Origin of the sequence: Pelagibius sp. (assembly GCF_965227505.1) — a bacterium.
Taxonomy (GTDB): Bacteria; Pseudomonadota; Alphaproteobacteria; order Kiloniellales; family Kiloniellaceae; genus Pelagibius.
In genome coordinates this window covers 3,712,501-3,733,166 of sequence record NZ_OZ245757.1, presented here as the reverse complement: position 1 = coordinate 3,733,166, position 20,666 = coordinate 3,712,501, and the positions used below count along the sequence as shown (strand labels likewise).

17 protein-coding genes (1 of these 17 running past the window's edge) are annotated in these 20,666 nt (G+C 58.8%); 10 read left to right on the top strand and 7 right to left on the bottom strand.

Going from position 1 to position 20,666, the window contains the following annotated elements:
• Positions 1-162 precede the first annotated feature (162 nt).
• Positions 163-1,185: a hypothetical protein gene (locus ACO06P_RS17560; protein WP_420346514.1), complete on the bottom strand. Its 1,023-nt coding sequence runs from the start codon at positions 1,183-1,185 to the stop codon at positions 163-165.
• A 462-nt stretch (positions 1,186-1,647) separates the two neighbouring features.
• Between ACO06P_RS17560 and ACO06P_RS17555 the strand changes: the two genes are divergently transcribed.
• The 9 genes from ACO06P_RS17555 (at position 1,648) to ACO06P_RS17515 (ending at position 11,435) form a co-directional block, all read left to right on the top strand.
• Positions 1,648-2,103 (top strand): (2Fe-2S)-binding protein, encoded by a 456-nt coding sequence (locus ACO06P_RS17555; protein ID WP_420346513.1) that lies wholly within the window; start codon positions 1,648-1,650, stop codon positions 2,101-2,103.
• A gap of 6 nt (positions 2,104-2,109) precedes the next feature.
• Positions 2,110-4,287: a molybdopterin cofactor-binding domain-containing protein gene (locus tag ACO06P_RS17550; protein ID WP_420346512.1), complete on the top strand. Its 2,178-nt coding sequence runs from the start codon at positions 2,110-2,112 to the stop codon at positions 4,285-4,287.
• An 8-nt stretch (positions 4,288-4,295) separates the two neighbouring features.
• On the top strand, positions 4,296-4,850 hold the full coding sequence (locus ACO06P_RS17545) for a nuclear transport factor 2 family protein (RefSeq protein ID WP_420346511.1): 555 nt from the start codon (positions 4,296-4,298) through the stop codon (positions 4,848-4,850).
• A 201-nt stretch (positions 4,851-5,051) separates the two neighbouring features.
• Positions 5,052-6,005 carry a zinc-binding dehydrogenase gene (locus tag ACO06P_RS17540; RefSeq protein WP_420346510.1) on the top strand — a complete coding sequence of 318 codons (954 nt, stop codon included), beginning with the start codon at positions 5,052-5,054 and terminating at the stop codon, positions 6,003-6,005.
• 153 nt (positions 6,006-6,158) lie between these two features.
• Positions 6,159-7,052: a helix-turn-helix domain-containing protein gene (locus ACO06P_RS17535; RefSeq protein WP_420346509.1), complete on the top strand. Its 894-nt coding sequence runs from the start codon at positions 6,159-6,161 to the stop codon at positions 7,050-7,052.
• Positions 7,049-7,951: a helix-turn-helix domain-containing protein gene (locus ACO06P_RS17530; RefSeq protein ID WP_420346508.1), complete on the top strand. Its 903-nt coding sequence runs from the start codon at positions 7,049-7,051 to the stop codon at positions 7,949-7,951. Before ACO06P_RS17535 ends, ACO06P_RS17530 begins: the two co-directional genes overlap by 4 nt.
• Before the next feature lie 122 nt (positions 7,952-8,073).
• On the top strand, positions 8,074-8,790 hold the full coding sequence (locus tag ACO06P_RS17525) for an SDR family oxidoreductase (protein WP_420346507.1): 717 nt from the start codon (positions 8,074-8,076) through the stop codon (positions 8,788-8,790).
• Between the two features lie 26 nt (positions 8,791-8,816).
• Positions 8,817-10,298 carry an aldehyde dehydrogenase family protein gene (locus ACO06P_RS17520; protein WP_420346506.1) on the top strand — a complete coding sequence of 494 codons (1,482 nt, stop codon included), beginning with the start codon at positions 8,817-8,819 and terminating at the stop codon, positions 10,296-10,298.
• Positions 10,299-10,853: 555 nt separating this feature from the next.
• Positions 10,854-11,435 (top strand): isochorismatase family protein, encoded by a 582-nt coding sequence (locus ACO06P_RS17515; RefSeq protein WP_420346505.1) that lies wholly within the window; start codon positions 10,854-10,856, stop codon positions 11,433-11,435.
• A 254-nt stretch (positions 11,436-11,689) separates the two neighbouring features.
• On the opposite strand, the gene ACO06P_RS17510 is transcribed toward ACO06P_RS17515, so the two are convergent.
• From ACO06P_RS17510 to ACO06P_RS17485, 6 genes are all read right to left on the bottom strand, one after another.
• The gene (locus tag ACO06P_RS17510) at positions 11,690-13,093 is read right to left on the bottom strand and encodes an alginate export family protein (protein WP_420346504.1); all 1,404 of its coding nucleotides are present in this window, start codon (positions 13,091-13,093) and stop codon (positions 11,690-11,692) included.
• 32 nt (positions 13,094-13,125) lie between these two features.
• A complete protein-coding gene (locus tag ACO06P_RS17505; RefSeq protein ID WP_420346503.1) occupies positions 13,126-13,893 on the bottom strand; it encodes an SDR family NAD(P)-dependent oxidoreductase in 768 nt (255 codons plus the stop codon).
• A 32-nt stretch (positions 13,894-13,925) separates the two neighbouring features.
• Complete coding sequence (locus ACO06P_RS17500) at positions 13,926-14,960, bottom strand: zinc-dependent alcohol dehydrogenase family protein (protein WP_420346502.1); 1,035 nt, start codon at positions 14,958-14,960, stop codon at positions 13,926-13,928.
• 779 nt (positions 14,961-15,739) lie between these two features.
• Positions 15,740-16,393 carry an NADPH-dependent F420 reductase gene (locus ACO06P_RS17495; RefSeq protein ID WP_420346501.1) on the bottom strand — a complete coding sequence of 218 codons (654 nt, stop codon included), beginning with the start codon at positions 16,391-16,393 and terminating at the stop codon, positions 15,740-15,742.
• Positions 16,394-16,463: 70 nt separating this feature from the next.
• On the bottom strand, positions 16,464-17,156 hold the full coding sequence (locus tag ACO06P_RS17490) for an SDR family oxidoreductase (protein WP_420346500.1): 693 nt from the start codon (positions 17,154-17,156) through the stop codon (positions 16,464-16,466).
• Positions 17,157-17,436: 280 nt separating this feature from the next.
• Positions 17,437-19,113 carry an aspartate:alanine exchanger family transporter gene (locus tag ACO06P_RS17485; protein WP_420346499.1) on the bottom strand — a complete coding sequence of 559 codons (1,677 nt, stop codon included), beginning with the start codon at positions 19,111-19,113 and terminating at the stop codon, positions 17,437-17,439.
• A gap of 686 nt (positions 19,114-19,799) precedes the next feature.
• On the opposite strand from ACO06P_RS17485, the gene ACO06P_RS17480 reads away from it, so the two are divergent.
• Positions 19,800-20,666 carry the 5' portion of an NADPH:quinone reductase gene (locus tag ACO06P_RS17480; protein ID WP_420346498.1) on the top strand. The gene runs 117 nt beyond the window's last position, so 867 of the gene's 984 nt are visible here — the first part of the coding sequence; it begins with the start codon at positions 19,800-19,802; the stop codon falls past the right edge of the window.

The window sequence follows — 20,666 nt, the reverse complement described above, 5'->3', positions numbered from 1 at the left end:
CCGCGCTAGCTGGGCTCGGTTCACGACAGCCCGGCGACCGGCCTTAAGGGCCGGGCGGGCGCCCCAATACTCTTCGTAGTCGCGCTAAGGCTGATGGTCCCATTCAGACAAGAACCGCTCAGAACTACAGTATTGATCCCTCGCTGCAACGGCGGCCGTTCGTCAATGTCGACATGTCGAGTCGCCACTAAGAGGCAGTCGGACAATTGCGGGAGGTTGCAGCTCCAATCCCTCGAACAGGCCACCATCGCCCACCACGTAGAGATAGGCCCCCTCTTTTCTCTCGACGATAGCCGCAGCCGTTGCCCCTGCGATGCTTTGGTCTTGGTTGGCGAAAACTGAGACATCGAATTGGTCGGAAATGCATAGAACTTCATGGGAATGCGTCGCTGCAAATATGTGCCCGTCATTCGCGAAGACGAAGTCGTCAATCGTCACGCCACTCAAGACGACTTTAATCGAGTCTGGCCGAGGATCGTCGGCAGGCACGGTCAGCAAGAGCCTTTTCGAAGAGTTCGAAATGTAGGCGAGGCCGTCATTCAGTTTTATTCCATTCGCGGCTGGGACAGGGCTGTGCGGATCGGCAGGCGCGAGGCGTTCGTCGTCCAACCATCGCTGTGCAGTATTCTGCGCCGTGTCCACGAGATAGATGATCCCGAGAGCGGAGTCGGCCACGATGAACTGATCGTTTGCGATCTGAGCAAGGCCATTTAAGAAGCGCGCACCGGGGACAGCAAAAGTGTCCGTGACCTTTCCGTCTGCGTCTAGCTCCAAGATGACGTTCTGCCCCGTATTGCCAACACCAGCCATCAGGCTGCCGGAGTGTGCCGAGACGACAAAGCCGGTCTCATGAGCGGCGATTCCGACCGGATACACGTCCAAGCGCTGCACAAGCCGTAGGCCCTCACCTTCGCGATACTGTAGAATCGTCCGACCCACATAATCTGTAATGTACAGGTCGTTTTCCCTAGAGACGGCCACGTTTTCCATGAAGTGGCCTTTTGAGAGACTTGCAACGACTTCTGCGACACGTGGCGATTGTGTGTCGGCTTTGGCCGAAATGGTGGAAGTGAATGCTAAGAGACCGAGGCCGACTGTCAAGGCGCGGAAGGTTTTGTATAGGGAGGGCGCACCTTCGCTTTGGCGAAAACCATCCTGAGTGATCGGGCGTTCGTTACGTCTCATTTGGGTTTGCCCACCTCAAGCTTCTTTTCTCCCGGACAGACTGCAGGACGGCGTCAAAGTGGCCGCTCTGATGCCGCGAGATTGATCGACCCAAGATCCATCAAGTTCCGGCCGATACCTAGGGCGCATCGGAGACCTATGACACCTGCGTAGATGCCAGACCCAATCTGGGTTGGCATATAGCGAAACGCTACCGGACGGTGCCAGTTAAAGCATGCCAGAATCCGAATGTCCTTTGTCAGGAACGAAACCAAGCTGAAGCGCCATCTTTACTTAGGGTGGGCGCACCGACGACCCTGTTCTGGCCTGAGTGAATCGATCTTGTTCGATCTGACATCTAGAAGAGCCTGATTTTCCCAAACAACGACAGATTCTCGATAGCGGACGTTGGAATCCTGAAATCGGTGAAATGGTCGCCCAACTAGCATCCCTACGGTATTCCTCAAGGAAGGAACGGCTCGTATGCGGCTCAATATCAACGGTGAGGATTTCGACCTACAAGTCGACCCAGATACGCCGCTGCTTTGGGTGCTTCGCGATCACCTGTCGATGACCGGGACAAAATTCGGCTGCGGCATCGCCGCCTGTGGCGCCTGCACCGTTCATATCGACGGTTTTCCTCAACGTTCATGCGTTTACCCCATCGAAGCCGCCGTGGGGACCAAGATCACCACCATCGAAGGCGTGCGATCACGCGCAGCAGACGCGGTTCGGACAGCTTGGGCGGAGCTACAGGTACCGCAATGCGGATACTGTCAGTCGGGCCAGATCATGTCCGCCATCGCGTTGGTTCAGGAAGTCAACGAACCAACCGATGAAGACATCGATGCTGCCATGGCCGGGAATCTTTGCCGCTGTATGACCTATGACCGCATACGCTTGGCGATCAAGACTGCCGCAGGATACATGAACGGGTAAACGGCTATGGACATCGCTCTTCGAAAAGCGACCGAACTTGACCGGCGGCATTTTCTGAAAGCTACAGGAAGCGCGGGTCTGGCTCTCAGCTTCGCTCTATGGCCCTCTGGCCTCACTGCGCGATCCGGCAAAGACACAGCACAACACGGCGTACGCGTCAGCGCGTTCCTCGCGATTACGCCAGATAACCACGTAGAGGTCTTCGTCGCTCAGGCCGAGATGGGGCAAGGCATCACCACCGGACTCACCCAGATACTTGCCGAGGAACTCAGCGCCGATTGGGATCGGACGCGTTTCCGGATTACTACGGAGCGCAGGCCCGAGTTCATCAGTCCCAACCTCTATGGCGGCATCGTGCTCACCGGCGGCAGCACTTCCACCTACACGTTCTTTGAGGCGATGCGGCAAGCCGGCGCCGCCGCACGGACAATGTTGATCGGCGCTGCCGCGAAGCAGACCGGAGCCGACATATCAGAGTTCCACGCCGACCAGTCGACGATTGTTCACGAGCCCACAGGTCGGGCCTGGACTTTCGCTGAATTGTCCGAGGAAGCGCTGCATCAACCCGTTCCCTCTGACCCGCCTTTGAAGCCTCAATCACAATTCACGCTTATCGGACAATCTCGGCCTCGCCTCGATCTCATGGACAAGCTCGACGGCTCCGCCATGTTCGGGATCGATCATTCCGTGCCTGGAATGCTCTGGGCCGCAGTCCGGCACGGACCTCTGGGACGAGCACCTGTCTCCTCTTTCGATGGGTCCGTCGCTGTCGAGATGGCCGGCGTCCGCGAGGTAATGGCCGTTCCCTATGGGGTCGCAGTCGTTGCGGACCACTACTGGCAAGCGGTGAAGGCCCTCGAGATGGTGGAGATGGAATTCGAGCCGATCGAGGCCAGCGGTTTTTCAACGGATGAGATGCGTGCGGCACTCACAACCGGCCTCACGGGCGACGGCGTCGAGACCCCCGGCAAGAAGGGCAACATCGACGAGGGGCTAAAGATAGCGTCCCATGTGATTGAGGCGACCTATGAAATGCCGATGGCGGCGCATGGGTGCATCGAGCCCGTCACATGTACCGCCTTCGTGCAAGGAGATGCTTGCAAGCTCTGGCTCTCCACCCAATCCCCGACGCTGGATGCAGGTTATGCCGCGGACGTGCTCGGCGTCGGCGCTTCCGAGATTGAGATCCACAATGAGTTTATGGGCGGCGCATTCGGGAGGCGGACCGGGCGCGAACATATCGAGGAAGCTATCATTCTGTCAAAGGCGGTCGGAGCGCCGGTGAAGGTGATCTGGTCTCGGGAAGAAGACATCCTGATGGATCAGTTCCGTACAGCAGCAATGGTGAAGGGCCGCCTGGGCCTCGACGAAAACGGTCGGCCGATCGCTTACCAAGCCGCAGTGTCAGCCACCGGTTTCTGGCAGAACATGCTTCCCGACTGGTACGACAGGGTCAAGCCGCTCGATGTGCCTGCCTTCAGCCTGCTCGGATCCGACTACGGCACTGAGGCAGAGGACGGTCGATACATGCCTTATCTTTCTCCGCCGCGGATCGGACCATGGCGCGGCAATATGGACAACCACAACCTGCTGTTGATCGAGTCCTTGGTCGACGAAGCGGCTCATCGTCTAGGGCGCGATCCGCTGGAATATCGATTGTCGCTCATTGCAGACGAACGCAGTCGCGCGGTGATCAAACGGGCTGCGGAACTGTCCGGTTGGGAGCCAGGCGAGGCCAACACATCGCGCGGCATTGCATTCATGCACAACAAGAACTACTGGCGATCGCGTCTCGCAGTCGTTGTCGAGCTGCAAGAGCAAGACAATAGGTGGCGCGCCACAACCCTCTATTGCGTGTGCGACTCAGGTCTGGTGATTAACCCACTGCTGGCCAAACAGAACCTGGAAGGTGGTTTGTTGTTCGGGTTTAGCTGGGCGCTCCAGGAGGAGATCACCTTCACCGACGGCTATCCGGATCAGCGCAACTTGTACGATTACGAGATGCTCCGAATCGACATGGCGCCGCGTCTTGTCGTTGAGATCATCGAAACGGGCGAAGAGCCGGGATCGTTCGGCGAAGTCGCGACGCCGGTGGTGCCTCCCGCGCTTGGCAATGCGATCTTTGCAGCCACTGGCCAGCGGTTTCGTCGAATCCCTTTTGCCAAGCACGGCGCACCTTTGTGATACCGATCATGACCACCCAGCACGTCACAGCCCGCACTATCAGCCCCGCTGGCCTGCTAAGCCCGCAGGAAAATGCTCCCTTGCCCACCGAGGATCGCCTCGCTATCCACGAACTGATCGCCCGTCACTGCTTGGCCTTGGATACAGGCGACGAGGCGCACCTCGCCTCGATCGTTACCGAGGATTTCCGACAAGAGCATGCGGTCTTTGGCGCTATGGAGGGGCGGAGCGGATTTGCGGCGCTTATGCGCGACAACCCTGAACTTCTCGGCGCCATCCGGCATCAGGCCGTTAACATTGCAGCCGTGGGAACGGGAACGGAGACCGCCAAAGCCGTTCACTACACCATCGTCATGCAGGTCCATGCGATGGGAGCTGAGCCAACGGCCCTGCTGCCGCGGCTCTTCGCCCACGGCGTCGTGCGTGACCAACTCGTCAAGCAAGATGGCCGCTGGCTCATTCATCGCCGGACTTATGACCAGATGTCGTTGACGGCGGATCTTTTCCCGGAAGATCAGCGCAAGGAAGCGTTAAGGCGCCGCACGCCCGATTGGGAAACTTAAACCTGATCCTGTGATAGGTACGGTAGTGAAACCACGGATCTGCAGCCAGACGCCCCGGCCACCGTCAGATGTCCAGTTTCTGACAAACACGCTTCATATCGAGATAGCATCCCGTGACTGCGCGCCAGAGAATGCATCAGGAGCGCTCCCGGCCGCTGCAACCATGACCGGCAGCGCTCGACCGGACCGGGAGACCCAATCATGCGCGCCGTCGTCGTTCGCCACGATTGCCAAACCCGCTTGGAACTCGCTGAGGTAGCCGAACCGATTGCGGGTCCCGACGACGTTCTGGTGGACGTCGACTATGTTGCGCTCAATCCAGGTGAGCTGCGTTATATGGAAAGCGTGGCTGATGGCGCACGCATCGGTTGGGACTTCACGGGCCGTGTAGCAAGAACTGCGCAGAACCGCCCCAGTCCTGCGGAAGGTGCCCCCGTCGTCGGTACCCTGCGCGCGGGCGCTTGGGCTGAGCAGATTGCCGTCGACGCCGGCATGATTGCCGAGTTGCCGAAGAGTGTCGAGATGACGGAGGCCGTCTGTCTCCCCGTGCCGGCGATGACGGCTTTCGTAAGCTTGCGGCATGGAGGGTTCCTCTACGGAAAGCAGGTTCTCGTCACCGGTGCCGCCGGGGCCGTGGGCCAATATGCCTGTCAAATAGCGCTTGCGGCGGGCGCGAAAGTTAGCGCGGCGGTGCGGCGCGATTCGCAGGTTCCGCAAGCTAGCTGCCACGGCGACATCGACGTGCGTGTGACCGAAGGCGTCGCGGCGTTCCTGGGCGAAGGCCCATTGTTCGATCTCGTTGTCGACATCATAGGAGCGGGCGTGGCCAACGATGTTCCCGCAATCCTCAAGCCTGGCGGCGCCTATGTGGTGGTTTCCGCCGTCGGCGGTGAAAGCATGACTGTGCCGATACCCGAAATACTGGCCTTGAGTGGGCAGATCCATATCATCAATTTGTTTGCTGAGATCGAGCGCGGGCCGGACACCGGAACGGAGATCCTCCAGCGACTGCTCGACAGCCTTGGTCGAGGCTATCTGACCGGACCTGTCGGTCCCACCGTCGATTGGGCGTCGATCGACGAAGTCGCACGGCACTACATGGCGTCATCCGACCGGGCTAAGCCGGTTCTACAGGTCAGCACTGGTGAAGACTGATTAGGCAGCTGCCCACTTTAGGAATTCAGTCTCGGATATGCTGAGCGGCAACGACCGAAGAGCCGCGTGCTGCCCTTGTTTAACCGGACCCAACCCCCACTTACCATCTTAAGGTAGATTTGGAAATCGAGGGGCCGCAAGTGTCGCCGACTTATGGTGGAGGTGTTTGACGGTACCGACCTTCGCGACCGAATGTCGGTGCGGCCTGTTCTCCTTGGTGCGCTGGCAGTCGACCACACCCGTCTCGATCTGACATATCCCGGCGCTCGAGGCTGGACTCTTAATGCAACGACTTCCGCCGACCTTATGGTCTTCAATTATGCGCCCTACCGCTCATGGTACGCGCTAAACAGCGACCGTTCGCACACCCTCGAAGGAAGCCCCCTCACCTTCAACGTACATCCGTCCGGAACAGCAGCATCTGAAAGCGACCTTCGTCACCACGGCGAATGCCTGTTCGTCGAGTTTCGAGATGGCTTGCTGGATGACGCTCTGCGTGAAGCCTCCGGACTTGAGGCTATCGATCGATCGCTCATGATGCTGAGCGATCGAAAGGTCACAGCTCTAGCGTGTACTTTGCGTGACGCCGTGATTACGGCGCATCGCAGCAAGCCTCTAGACACGCTGTACGTCGAGGGCGTGAGCCTAGCGCTTCGCGCCGCGCTGGCGGGAGCATACATCCCACACGGGAAAGAGTTGCCGAAGATGCTGGGCTTGTCGATGAACGACCCACGCATCGGGCGCACGATCGACTATATTGAGGCGCATCTGGGCGAGGCGATGACGGTCGCTGAAATCGCCGCCGTGGCCTGCCTGAGCGCCGGCCACTTTTCCCGCAGTTTCAAGGCGACGACCGGGCAACCTGTCTGGGCCTATGTCCAGCGCCGACGCGGCGAGCGGGCGAAGGAGCTGCTGCTCACGACCCAATTGCCCGTAGCCGAGATCGCCTACCGCTGTGGATTTGCGAACCAATCCCATCTCACCGCCTGCTTCAAGCAGCAGTTCGACGTGACACCCGCACAGGCGCGGCGGGAGTTGCTGTCATGACCGATCCGAACCGTGGAGAGTCAAGCGTCACGTCGAATTGTGCCGACTTTTTTCAGTCCGAGGATGTTAACGCCACTCACAGCGAGCGACTCACTGCAGGCTCCTATGGCTTGACACTTGTTCGCGCGACGAAGGGTGCAGGTGAGGGGTATGTCGAGGAGATGGCCCAATTCACGATCAACGCATGTATGTTCGGGACATGCGAGCTGGTGCTTGATCTTGGCGATGGCCCGCGCATTCATCGAAACGTCCCTCCTCAAACCATCAACATACTCCCTCCGCACACCGGCGCGGATTTCACTGCTCATTCCGCCACAACTACGCTCACCGCCGCTTTCGCGCTGCACAAGTTTCAGCCATTGCTTGACCGGTATAACTTGGGTGACACAACGATCGGTCAGTTCTATGGGCGGGCCGCGCGGTCTCCGCAGGCGATCCAATTGTTGCAGAAGATTTGGCGACTCGCGATGGCGGAAGACCCAAGCCATACTATTTTGGTCGATGCCACCACACTGCAATTGCTCGCTTTGCTATCAGGCGATCAAGACCTTTCTCCAATTGGCTCGGCGCTCCCGGAAGACACGCGGATTGCCCGCACGATCGACTACATTGAGGCGCATTTGGGCGACGCGTTGACGGTGGCCGAAATCGCCAGCGTCGCCTGCCTCAGCCCAGGACACTTTTCGCGCAGCTTCAAGGCGACGACCGGAGAACCGGTCTGGGCCTATGTCCAGCGCCGCCGCTGCGAGCGCTCCAGAGAGCTGCTGCTGACCACTAGCCTGCCTATAGCCGAGGTCGCCTATCACTGCGGCTTCGCGAACCAATCCCACCTGACTGCCTGCTTCAAGCAGCAATTCGGCCTGACGCCAGGTGCGATGCGACGGGAGGCGTTATCGTAACCACCGCCGCACGGCGGCGCACATCGTTAACGTGGTAAAGCACGTTCGAATCGTAAAATACGGAAGGTGCCGCTTTCCTTTACATCTCGTTCCATGGTTTGGACTGCGGAGGCGAGACAGTAATGGCGGACGCAGACAGAGTAGCGGTCATTACGGGCGCATCATCCGGCATCGGAGAGGCAGTCGCCGAACGTCTCCGCGCTGGAGGCTATAGACTGGTTCTGTCGGCACGACAGACGCCTAATCTCGACCGCGTTGCGAAAAAGGTCGAAGGACACGTCATACCGCTCGATCTCGCCCACGACCAAAGCGCCCCTAATGCGCTCTTGAACGCCGCCCTGGAGAGCCAAGGCCGGGTCGATGTGCTCATCAACAATGCCGGCATGATGGTAGAGGGAGCCGTTGATGAGATCGACCCTGAGGAAGTCCGCGTCATGCTCCGTCTCAATGTCGAGGCCGCTATCCTCATTGCCTTACGCTTTGCGCGTGCGTTCAAAAGCCAAAAATCCGGACATATCTTCAACATATCGTCCTTTGCCGGCTATAAGACCGGGGCTAAGCTCGCCGCCTACAACGCCAGCAAATTCGCCGTCGAAGGCTTTACCGATGCACTCCGCATGGAGCTCGTCGGAACAGGCGTCAATGCTCACGCCGTCGCGCCAGGCACCGTTGCAACCCGCCTCTACGACAACTGGAATGAGGAAGCTCGCCAGTATGTGTTTTCAGGCGGCGCTTTGCGACCTCGCGACATAGCTGAGGTCGTGCACTTTGTGTTGAGCCAGCCAGATGGCGTGCTCATTCCCCGCGTCTTGGTCGTCCCACGCGATCTCCCTGTTTAGTTGGAAAACGTGTCAGGAGCCCCGTCATGACTCAAGCCGCGCCCTCCCGAACACACCGTCCTGACTCGCAGCTCCTGATTGACGGGGAATGGCGCGACGCGTCGAATGGCGCAAAGACGACGCTAATCGACCCGACAACCGAGGATGCATTCGCGGCGACCGCGCGCGGCACGCCGGAGGACGCTGAAGCGGCGGTTGCCGCCGCCTATGCAGCATTCACTTCGGGTGACTGGCCGACATTCCATCACGAAGCCCGCGCGCAAGTCCTATTTCGCATCGCCGATCTCATCGAAGAGCGCGCCGAGGACCTCGCGCTTCGCGAAGCGATGGATATGGGTATGCCCTACCGGGATTTCATTCACGCGATTATCCCCCATTGCGCCGGCATGTTCCGCATCTTCGGCAGTCTCGCTATGACTTCAATGGACGGGGGGTATCGGTCGAGCTACCAGCCGGATTTGCGAATCCTGACTCGCCGCGAGCCGCTTGGCGTCGTGGCCGCAATCACGCCGTTCAACTTTCCATTCGCGCTCTCCATGTCGAAGATCGCTCCAGCCCTGGCAGCCGGCAATACGGTCGTCCACAAGCCTTCGGAAACGACACCCTCAAGCGCCATCGCTTTCGCGCAGATCACGATCGATGCGGGCCTGCCGCCTGGCGTATACAATCTCTTGACCGGCTCCGGCCGGGAAGTGGGCGACGTTCTCACTGCCCACCCAGACGTTCATAAAGTGGCGTTCACGGGCTCGACTGCCGTCGGCCAGCGCGTCTTCCAGACCGGCGCTAATTCCATGAAACATCTCACGATGGAGCTGGGCGGCAAGTCTCCGCACATCATTTTCGCCGACGCCGATCTCGATCGCGCCGTACAAAATGCGTTCATAGGGATCTTCTGGAACAAGGGCGAGGTCTGCGTCGCGGGATCTAGACTGCTTGTTGAACGCGCCGTCTATGATGAGGTAATCGCCCGACTGTCTGCGCTTGCGGCGAATGCAAAAATCGGCGACCCGCTCGAGTCCGATACGGTGATCGGCCCAATCGCCACCAAAGGCGAATTCGACAAAGTTATGGGTTACATCGAAAAAGGGAGATCAAGCGCACGGCTCTTCACTGGCGGCAATCCACGATCGCTAAACGGCAAGGGCTTCTTCATCGAGCCCACCGTCTTCGCCGACGCCTATAACGACCAGATCATCAGCCGGGAAGAGATCTTCGGCCCCGTAATCTCAGTCATGCCGTTCAACACCGAAGACGAGGCACTCCAAATCGCAAACGACACGCCTTACGGCCTAGCGGCGGGAATCCAGTCCGGCGACATCGGCCGCGCTATACGCCTTGCTGACAAATTGCACGCAGGGACTATCTGGCTCAATACATGGCATCGGTTCCATCCGAACGCGCCGTTCGGCGGGTTCAAAATGTCTGGCTTTGGTCGGGAACACGGGCCCGAAGCACTTGAAAGCTACACGCAGTATAAGAGCATATGGGCTAATCTAGCATCGGCATGAGCCTCAGTTCGCCCTATTCCCCCCCAAGCGACCCCATAACACGCCTAACGAGCCGCCAGTGTTTCCAGTACCGAGTACGGAGATTTTCACTACTATCTTCTTGAAGAATAACATTTTATGAGATCTCGCGAGCAGCGTCGCAAAGCCCCGGGTCAGCAAATTTCGAATTCAAGCCAGTCTCCAATGAAATTCTTGCGGTCTAGGGTTGGGCCACTCCCACCACTGATGCTGTGCCTAAAGGAATCGAGCTAGCGTCGCGACACTTTCGTCTCCAACAGAATGCACGATTCTCACAAGCAAATGTCTGAGATCTGGAAGGCAGCCGGAAATTGACCTGAAAAGCTATTGGTAGAGCGCCGAGCGGTTCATCACATCTTTCCTCGAAACCACGAAAGTGCGCGAGTCGACGATGGAGATCAGCGGCGTTTGCAATGTTATCTTTGTCAGTCAATCGATTTGGCTTAAGAGCTGCATCTCATCGCGCAAAAAGTATGGGACGCGCACCTGGATTCAATCGTTGCCGGAACGAGCTTCCCGCGTCCAGGTGCATGTCCGGTGAGCCACGACATCCGTCAGCGGAGCGCTTTGCAGTCACCGGACCGTATAGGGATCGTAATTGTCGATCATCTTTCGAAACACTATCAAACCGTGCCAGATTCGCAGCAAACTCAGGCCATCGGAGCCTTGCTGGCGCTCCGCGACGCACTGGATCTTCCTGCAACCATCACGCGCTACCGGGAGAAGGGTGTCAAGGACTCGCGTGATCCGATTGCGTCGGGCGGCTCGACCATCGTTGTCACCAATCGACAGGTTCTGGACCCTTGGGAAGATCAAGGCTTCGTCAACGTTATTGCTTCTTGGGACCGAGCTACACTCTTAGTTTTCGGGCGTTGCACCGAGGCTTCTCTGACTTTCACCGTGTTAGGCGCCTTGGCGCATGGCCATGATTGCTTTTTTGTAGTCGATGCCATCGTGTGGCCGTCCTCCTCAATCGAAAGCGCCCACCGATCACGCATTCAACAAGCGGGCGGTGTGCCAGTATCAACGCGGCAGATAATTCTCGAGCTCTTACGCGACTGGAACGATCTGGAGACACGCGCTCGGGCCAATCAGATCATTTCTAAATTTGGGATATGAGCGTTGATCCGTGGGGTAGTCCGGATGTCGCTTAACTCTCGTGTCATAGGTCATGACGTTCGGGACCCAGGACGAACGCACAGAGTTACGCGCCGCTAGGCCACGGACCGCGAGTTCTATGAAAGACTCGTCGAGGCGCTGGATCAGCGACTTGCGAAGGCAAACAGGCTGACAAAGGAGATGTCAGATGACTTTCCACCTAACGGCTCTGGACGTTGGCTGTCTGGAGCTCCGGCAAGGTATGTCTCTGAAAATCAGAACCGAAAGCTCGCGTGGACCAAACCGAAGTCAAAATCGTTGCCGCCAACCCGGTCGATGATCGAACCTGCGATGCCTCGCACATAGCTTGCCTTGACCTCGATATGATCGGTGACCGCCCAAATGCCGGTGATCTCGACGAGCGTTGCGATTTGGCCGCTACCGCCTTGTCCAGCCGGCACCAGCGGGATGTATCCGGCCCCATAGACGGCATCTTCCTCGTACATTCGGAACAGAAAGTCAGCCCCCACTTCGAAAGTGAGCTTTTCATGCGGCCGAAACTCGACAAATGGATGAGCGTCGAGCATGTTTGCCGGCGCGAAGGTGGTAGCGTCGGTAAAGTAGCCAAGGTTCGGATAAAGCGCGTTAAGTGTTCCGAGATCAGGATCTTCAAGATCATCATCACCCGATATTGCGTTGGCGCGCATGGCGATGCGCGGCGTCCAAGGTAACTCATCGAACTGGTAACCGGCCTCGGCTGAGAGGCCCCAGGCAAAAATGTCGCCATCGGCAAAGCTGCCGGTTTGGATGCCTCCCTGAATGTCATAGTCGAACGTTCCGGTCGACAAAGGCGTCTGGCCGAAAGCCCGCGCGGAGAAGGTGTGTCGTGTTTCGGATCCGACTCCCTGCGCCCAGGCTTCATCTTCGTCACGCCGTCCGATGTAGGCGAGGTCTAGGCCACCCGACGAGGAGATCGGTGATGGCGACTGCAGATATATGCCCCAAACGGACTCTGTATCGTCCGAGCTGTCTGAAAACGCACTATCGTCCAGTTCAATCGGACGTCCGGCGAAGAGTGCCAGCTCGCTGTTCTCGATTTGAAGGTCGAGACGTACCGCATCGAACCTTCGCCGTGTGTTCGCGCCTTCACGCAGACTGAGAAATCGTGGCGCTCCGAAGACGATCTCCTGGCGCCCAAGCCGTAGCGTCGGTGAAAAGGGTAATGTATCGCCTCGTAGCTCCAGAAATGCCTGCTGGATATCGGGATCGCTTTCGTCGAAAGGCCGGGCTCTAGGCTCCCGGCCATTCTCCACATAGTAACCGAGTTCGGCGAATGCTCTGATGTTGTCACCGACATGGAGGTCGCCATGGGCTAGAAACCGATGTGTTACGGACGTGAAGTCGTCCTGTCCGGGAACCAGACCGAAACTCGGATTGCGAACGCTGTCCAGTCGCAGCCGGTACTGCCCTCCCAGGTTGAGCCGGATGTCGGGGGAACCCATTGGAAGCCACTTGAGATGCTCAAAGCCTACTCGTGGTCTGTCCATCTTCTCGATGTAAGAGTAATCCTCCGCCCACCGAAAAATCTGAATCTGCTGACCCGCCGTCTGCTCGTCCTGCGCGACCGCCTGCGTGGACGCGATGGCGGCGACACTCACGCTTGAGGCCGAGAGCAGCATCACCGCTGCGCAACAACGCGCAGATCCACGCTTCACTCTGCAGCCGGCATGACCACGGTTATCCCGCCGTCGACGCCGAGCGACTGGCCGGTGACATAGGACGCCGCGGGGGAGCATAGCCAGGTAATTGCCGCAGCGACTTCTTCTGCTCTTCCTGCGCGGCCCATCGGCACGTTCTTTTCGGCACTGAAGCCACCAATCGTCGAGGAGAAGCGCTCGAGCATCTCAGTTGCAATCGCGCCGGGGACGACGCAGTTGACCCGCACGCCGTTCGCTTGCTGTTCGACTGCAAGGGTTCTTGTAATGCCCTGTACCCCGGCTTTGGTCGCTGAGTACGGACCGACGCCAAAGCTGCCGACTGTGCCCATCAAAGACGATAGGAGGCACACCGATCCCTTCGCCTTTACGATATGCGGTAAGCCAGCGCGGCAGGTCAGAAGGACACCGCGAAGATTGACGGTCAAAAGCTTGTCGATGTTTTCAACTGTCCAGTCCTGAATAGGGACCGTATCTGTAGGCTCTATTCCGGCGTTGGCAATCAGGACGTCGAGGCGGCCAAAAGTATCGATGACCGCAGCAACACCGTCGTCAATCTGTTTCTGATCGGACACGTCAATCGTGAAGATGGCACCATCACCTCCAGCCTCTCGAACAGCGGTTAGCGTTTCTTCGCCGTCGCCGTCCTTGCGGACGCCAATGGCGACTTTCGCGCCCCTTTCGGCAAGCTGTTGGGCGGTCGCAGCGCCAATGCCGGACCGGGCGCCTGTAATCAAGGCTACTTTGCCTTGGAAGTCATTCATCGTTCGCCTCCTTTTATGCGTAGAGCTCTTGACTAACTGGCGGCACGTCCATGCGCGGTGCGCAGGACGACCTTGCCGGTTTTGTTTTCTTCATCGAGGAAGGTGTGGGCCGCGGCAACGTCCTCGAGGTCGAAGACCTTGCTGATCTCGGGTTTGAGGCGACCGTCGCCCAGTCGCGGTATCAGAAAGTCTCTCGCCTCATTGACGAGATCGGTCTGCTGTTCGAAGCCGAGGCCTATCGAACCTGAATAGGCAAATACAGTGTAGGCGACGATCTTTGCATTCTTACCGATCAGTTCGGTCGTCGAAAGCTGCGCAGGGTTCGGGTCGAGCGCTCCATAGAGAACCAGCGTGCCATTTGGTTTCAGGCAAGCCAGTGATGTTCCGACGGTCGCGCCAGCGATGGGGTCGAAAATCGTCTTAAGGCCCTTGCCACCCGTAACCTCCTGGACCCGCGTTTGCAGATCCTCCTCGGGGGTAACGACCACGTGATCTGCACCTTTTTGACGAAGCAAATCGACACTGTCCGCGCTGCGCGTAGTCGCGATGACTGTCAGCCCGAGTTCCCGCGCCACCTCGATTGCGGTAAGCCCGACGCCGCCGGTGGCGGCCGGAAGCAGGACGGTATCGCCATCTCTTGCGCCGCCGACCTCTTTAATGCCGAAGTACGTCGTCAGATACTGTACGCCGACACAGGAAGCTTCTTCGGCGGACATGGCCTCCGGCCACGGCCAGAGCGCATAGTCGGGGACATTCACATCTTCCCCGCAGACGCCGTAGTGCGACTGTAAGAACGCGGGAATCGTCATCACCTTATCGCCCACCTGAAAACCCGTTACACCATCGCCAATGGCCGTGATGCGCGCGGCTGCGTCGTAGCTCATGCGACTAGGGAGATCGGGGCTTTCGATGTACCGGTCCTGGCGCAGCAGGATATCGCCGCGATTGATGCCGATCGCTTCGACCGCAATGTTGACTTCGCCGGGTCCGGGCGGTTGGATGTCGACATTATCGATCCTCAGACCGTCGACGCCACCAAACTTGGCGATGTGAACGCGTTTGGACATACTGTTCTCCTTTTTGAGAAACGGCGAAGCGCCTACGGACTTGCCCTTGATCGCCGATGAAAATGACTCCGACTGTTTGCAAGCCTCGCTAGGAAGAACCTCGCGGGGCCTGATGACGGTGGCGGGGGGTCGCATTCATGCACCGCCATCACGGGACAACAGAGGTCATGGACGGAGAGGTGCCGGTCGAGGCCACGCCGGCGGAATCAGAAGCTGTTGCTCTTGCAACAGCGGGCGTTGGCGCTTCGACGCTACCATCCATCGTCGGACACCAGAGGCCAGCGATGGGCAACTCGTCGCTCCCGGCGAACACAATCGGTCCGCTGAGAAAATGAAATACCGTGGTTAACCATCGGACACTCCAAACCATTTGCTCGGCTGAACCCTAGCGAAGCGGCCGTGGTCTGGATTTTACGATCGTGTCGAGGCTTTACAGAAAACCGTCATGTCGGTTGCTTGACAGCCGACTACTCAGCAGCGGCGAGTAGAAGCATCTCCCATACGGCCGCGCCCATCTGCCGTAGCAGCGGCCAGAACATCCCCGTGCTCTCGGCATTCCCAGTGAACTGCGTTCCAAGAACCGGGTTGACGTAGGCTGCATCGACCGACGCGGTCTCTCACTCAAACAGTATCAGTTCCTCTGCAATGATCGCGCGCAAAGTGATGTGCCCCTGCCCAATTCCGACTTGGGAAACCATGACCGTGGTTATGTTGTCCGGTGAGACGCCTTCGTAGGCATTTAACGTCGCGATATCGCCCGTTTGGGTTCGAGGACCAGGCTACGTCTCTTCGGCGGTTTTACGCCGGAATTCGTCGACTTGGGCCTCAAGCTCCTCGGCTGTCAATACGACGTTCCAGATCGGGCTCGGCGGATCGAGCGGGCGGGACTGGGCGAGCCGCCCCAGATCGACGGGGACGAGCCCGGCGTCCCGAATGAGCTGGGCGACGGTCTCGCGATCTTTGGCATCGTCACCGGCCAGGGTCATGGCGATCGTCGGGTCTGCAACGTTTGCGTGACGCTCGACGTAGCCAGTCCATAGCGTCGTCAACCCTTTGGCGATCCTGGCTTCGGGCAACATATCTGCCATCACCATTCCGGCAATCTGATCGTCCTCGATCACACGCTCGGTACCACCGTCTTCCTTTTGACGCAGCGGATTGGTTGCGTCGATGACTAACTTGCCCTCTACATAAGGTCGGATCGCGTTAACAGCTTCGCCGACAGTCGAGTAGTTGACGGCAAGAAGAATGACCTCACCGAACTGAGCAGCCTGAGCCGTTGTTCCGGCTTGGACATTCGCTCCGATGTCCTGGACAAGCGACACCAGCTTCTCGGGGTTCCTGGAACTCAGGAAGACTTCATGCTCCGCCGCGCTCCAGAGCTTGGCGTATGTCTGGCCAATCGCTCCAGCGCCAATGATCCCGATTCTCATATCTTGTTATCCGTCTCCGCAAACGAGCTATGCAAGAGTTGGTACAATTGGCGCTTCAGGAGTGCTTGCATTAGATCCCCGTGTCGAGGGGCAGCACAGCGCCATTGACGGATTGGTTAGTGACGGAAAACCAAACAGCTCCGGCAACGTCGCGAGGCGTGGCATTCCGTCCGAGTGGGGACGCCTGCTTCATTGCCTCGGTCATCTCGGCACGTTCCTTCTCTCCCAAGCTTGCGTAGATCGGCGTCTCCACGAATCCAGGAGAAACGCTGTTAACTCTGACCGGCGCCAGCTCTTTGGCGAGCACAGGAGTCAGTGTTTCGAGGACGGCGTTCGCGGCTATCAGCGGCGCCATTCCTGGGGCAGGCTTTCGTGCAAGCGCGCCAGTCACAAACGTCATGGAGGAAAGCGACGACAACGTATCTTTCGCGGCCTGAAGCACCATCAATTGTGAGCCTGCCTTCGTTTCGATCGCCTGGACGATGCCGGATGCGCTCATCGCAGCAGAAGGCACTGCGCCCGCATCGCTGCCACTGGTGGCGACGACGGCTTCGACATCCAAGTCACCAAGAGCTGCGCGTGCCTTATTCAGATTGTAGGCATCAAAAGAAATCGTGCGGACATCTCCCAACTTCTCCTTCGCGGCCAGTAGACGCTCTTCCGACCGACCGGCAATCACAACGAGCCAGTGATTTTCAAGGGCCAACTCAGCGCAGGCGAGCCCGATGCCCGACCCTCCGCCTACAATCAATATGGACGACATGACGCTGCGCTCCTTCGAGCTTTGTGAGTCGTAGCCTATGGTTTCAGGTTGGGAATAGATGTCAGGATCGTGCGAAGTACTTGCAGAATCTTATTGTGGAGCTCACGGGGAGCAGGAGGTCGCCGGTCGACTTACACGACGCCTAAAGATGGATTTGGCCGAGATAAGTGGAGAGCGTCAGTTAAAGAGGCAGGACGTGTTCTGTGCCTCTAAGGAAACGAGCGACGCTGAAGTTTCTGTGCGATGCCGTGCGCCCAGAACCTATCCAGGCTACGGACCGCTACAGCATCATCAAGGTGCCCGCCACGGTGAGCAGTACGTTGGCGAAGGCATAGGTGCCGGCGTAGCCGAGCGCTGGCATGGAGCTCTTAGCAGCCTGCTGGACCACGCCGAGCGCCGGCGTCGAAGTCATGGCGCCGGTCAGGGCGCCCAGCAACAGTGCGGGGTTGAGCTTCAGCACGTAGGTACCGAACAGGAAGCCGATCACCAGTGGCGCCAGCAACACGATCATGCCACAGAGGATTATTACCGGTCCGACCGACAGCAGCGCCTCAAGCACGCCCCCGCCCGCCTGTAGCCCGATGTTGACCATGAACAGCATCAGCCCCAACTCCATGATAGCGTAGCGCGCCGCCGGTGGCACCCGCCCGAAAGTCGGGTTGTGCGACCGCAGGTAGCCGAACAGGATGCCGGCCAGCAGCAGGCCGCCGGCGCTGCCCAGCCCGACGCTGATGGTGCCGACCTTGACGCTGACCAGCCCGATCAACAGGCCAAGCGCGATGCCGGAGGCGAAGGTCACCAGATCGAGTTCCTGCACGTCGCGCTCAATCACGCCGAGCCACTCGGCCAGCTTATCGATCTGCCGCGAGTCACCAACCACGGTCAGCGTGTCGGCGCGCTGCAGGATGGTGCTGTCACGCAGCGGCAGATCGATCTGGCTGTGCTGGATGCGCGTAACGAAGCAATTGAAGTCTGGTGTCAGACGCAGTTCGCTCAAAGACCGGCCGGTCACCTCGCTGCGTGTGACCACGATCTCAGCACTGGTGATGTAGGTATCGAGCAGGTCTTTATCCAAGATACCCGAGGTCAGGTCCGGATCGTCGCGCATCTCCGCGTGGCGTTCGGGCGCAGCCAGGATCGCCACCTTATCGCTAGCCTCGACCAGGTCGTCCATGCCCAGCTCTATGATCTTCTCACCGCGTTTGACGCGCACGGCGGTGACGCGCTGGTCTTCTGTAGCTTGCAGTTGGCGCCGTGTCTTGCCGGCAATGCGCCCGCCCTCCTTGACCTGGTAGCCGCGCACCACCGGCAGCCCTTCGGGCCGCTTCTTCTTGTCCTCCTGGTAACCCTTCTTCCTGGCATAGGACCGGGCCTGTCCGGCCAAGTCGATTCGCAGCAGGTTCGGCATCAGCTTGACCAGCAGGATCAGCCCGACCATGCCGAAGACGTAAGTAATGGCGTAGCCGACCGAGATGGTTTCCAGCAGCGTGTCCGCCGACGCGCCCGGCGGCACGACCGCGACGCCGGTCTCCAGCGCGCTCTGCGCGCCGACTAGGGTTGGAGTGCTGGTCAACGCACCGGCCAGAATGCCGGCGGCCAAGCCGTTGTCCAAGCCGAAGCCGGCGGCCAGCAGCTTGGCGGCGATGAAGGCGGAGGCGGCGACGACCAGCGCCAGCCCGATGTAGCGTGCGCCGTCTTCCATCAGCACGTTGAAAAAGCGCGGGCCCGCCTGTAGGCCGACCGAATAGATGAACAGCGTGAAGCCGACCGTGCCCAGGAAGGGATGCGGCGACAGATCGTAGTGGCCGAACAGCAGCGCGATCAGCAACACGCCGCCGGTCGCGCCCAGTTCGAAGCCCTTGATGTTGATTTTGCCGATCAGATAGCCGAGCGCGATGGCCAGGAACACGGTGAGCGTGGGGCTGCTGACCAACAGGCTGTAGGGATCGACTTCCAAGATGGACTCCGCATTCTTTAGATGACAAATGAGATGGACATTGTCTCCTCCCATCGAACGACCGCGGATCCAAAGGTTCGCTCCTCTTCATCAGGACTCATGAAGACTGTTCGCCTGCGAACAACTGTGAATCCAGCAAAAACGCCGCTTCCCTTCGTCACTGCCGCATCCCCAAAGTGATAACTATGCTGATGTTCATTTACATCTCAAGCGGCCACAGGACGTTACTTGATCATCAGAGAAGGCAGAATCAGCAGAAAACATCCATAGACAATTCACTTGTCGGAGGGCGTGGCAAAGTGGGGACTCTGTAAGAGAGTACGGTGCTTCCCAAAAGATGACCGACAAACCGTTCCACGGTTGCCGCGAAAGTCGCTTTTCCAAGAGCAGGAGCAACGACAGGAGTCGCGGTCTGAGGAGTGATTTCGATCTCGTCAGTCTTTGCAATGCCTTTAGAGATCATGCACTTGGTTTTGGTACATCAACCGGATAGCGCCCTCTCTTTTCACAAATACGAACCTGGGATCGAAGAATACCTCTGCAGGGTGCAGAGGATTACTCGCGCAGTGTCAACCGTCCCTGCTACTATTCGTTGGTCCGGTACTGCGATTGCGCGCAGGTCATGTTGTTCCCGCCATGCAATGGCGCAATGTGCCGGCATCACAGCGCCAAAAACAGAGCCCACAATGAAAGCAGCATGGTACGAAAGAGTCGGTCAGCCTCATGATGTTCTCCAGGTCGGGGAATTGGATACGCCTGCCCCACGTCACGGAGAGCTGTGCATCCAGGTCCACGCCTCTGGGGTCAATCCTTCCGACGCGAACCGCAGGCGCGGCGAGAAGTGGCCTCGACTTTCGGGGCCGATCATTCCCCATTGCGATGGCGCCGGTGTTGTCGTCGCTGCGGGCGCTGGCGTTTCCGAGGATTGGGTAGGCCGCCGGGTCTGGACCAACATCGCCGACGGCTACCGCCAGAACGGCACCGCAGCACAGTCTGTTTGCTTGCCGCTCGATAACGTCGCGCCCTTGCCGGACAACACCAGCTATAATGAAGGTGCATGCCTGGGCGTGCCTGCCATGACCGCCCATTGCTGCCTGTTTTCCAATGGCTCAGTTGCCGGCAAGGACATTCTTGTAACTGGAGGTGCCGGTGCTGTCGGTCACTATGCGATCCAACTGGCCAAGTGGGCCGGAGCACGAGTGATCGCTACGGTTAGTTCAGATGAAAAGGCTGCCGTTGCGGATGAGGCTGGGGCAGACTTGACTTTGAACTACCGCATGATTGACGTCGCCCGGGCTGTCAAGGACTTCACAAATGGAATTGGCGTCGACCGGATCGTGGACGTCGATTTCGGCGGCAACCTGGAAACGTTGTTCGGAGCCATCAGGACTGGCGGCGTGATCGCTACATATGCCTCGCGTACAGAAGAAACACCGAACCTACCGGTCTATCCGGCCATGATGTTGTCGTTGACCACCAAGTTCGTGCTGCTACCCACAACCCCAGGAGCACTCAGGTCGCGCGCAAAGTCCGACATCGTGCGCTGGCTGGAA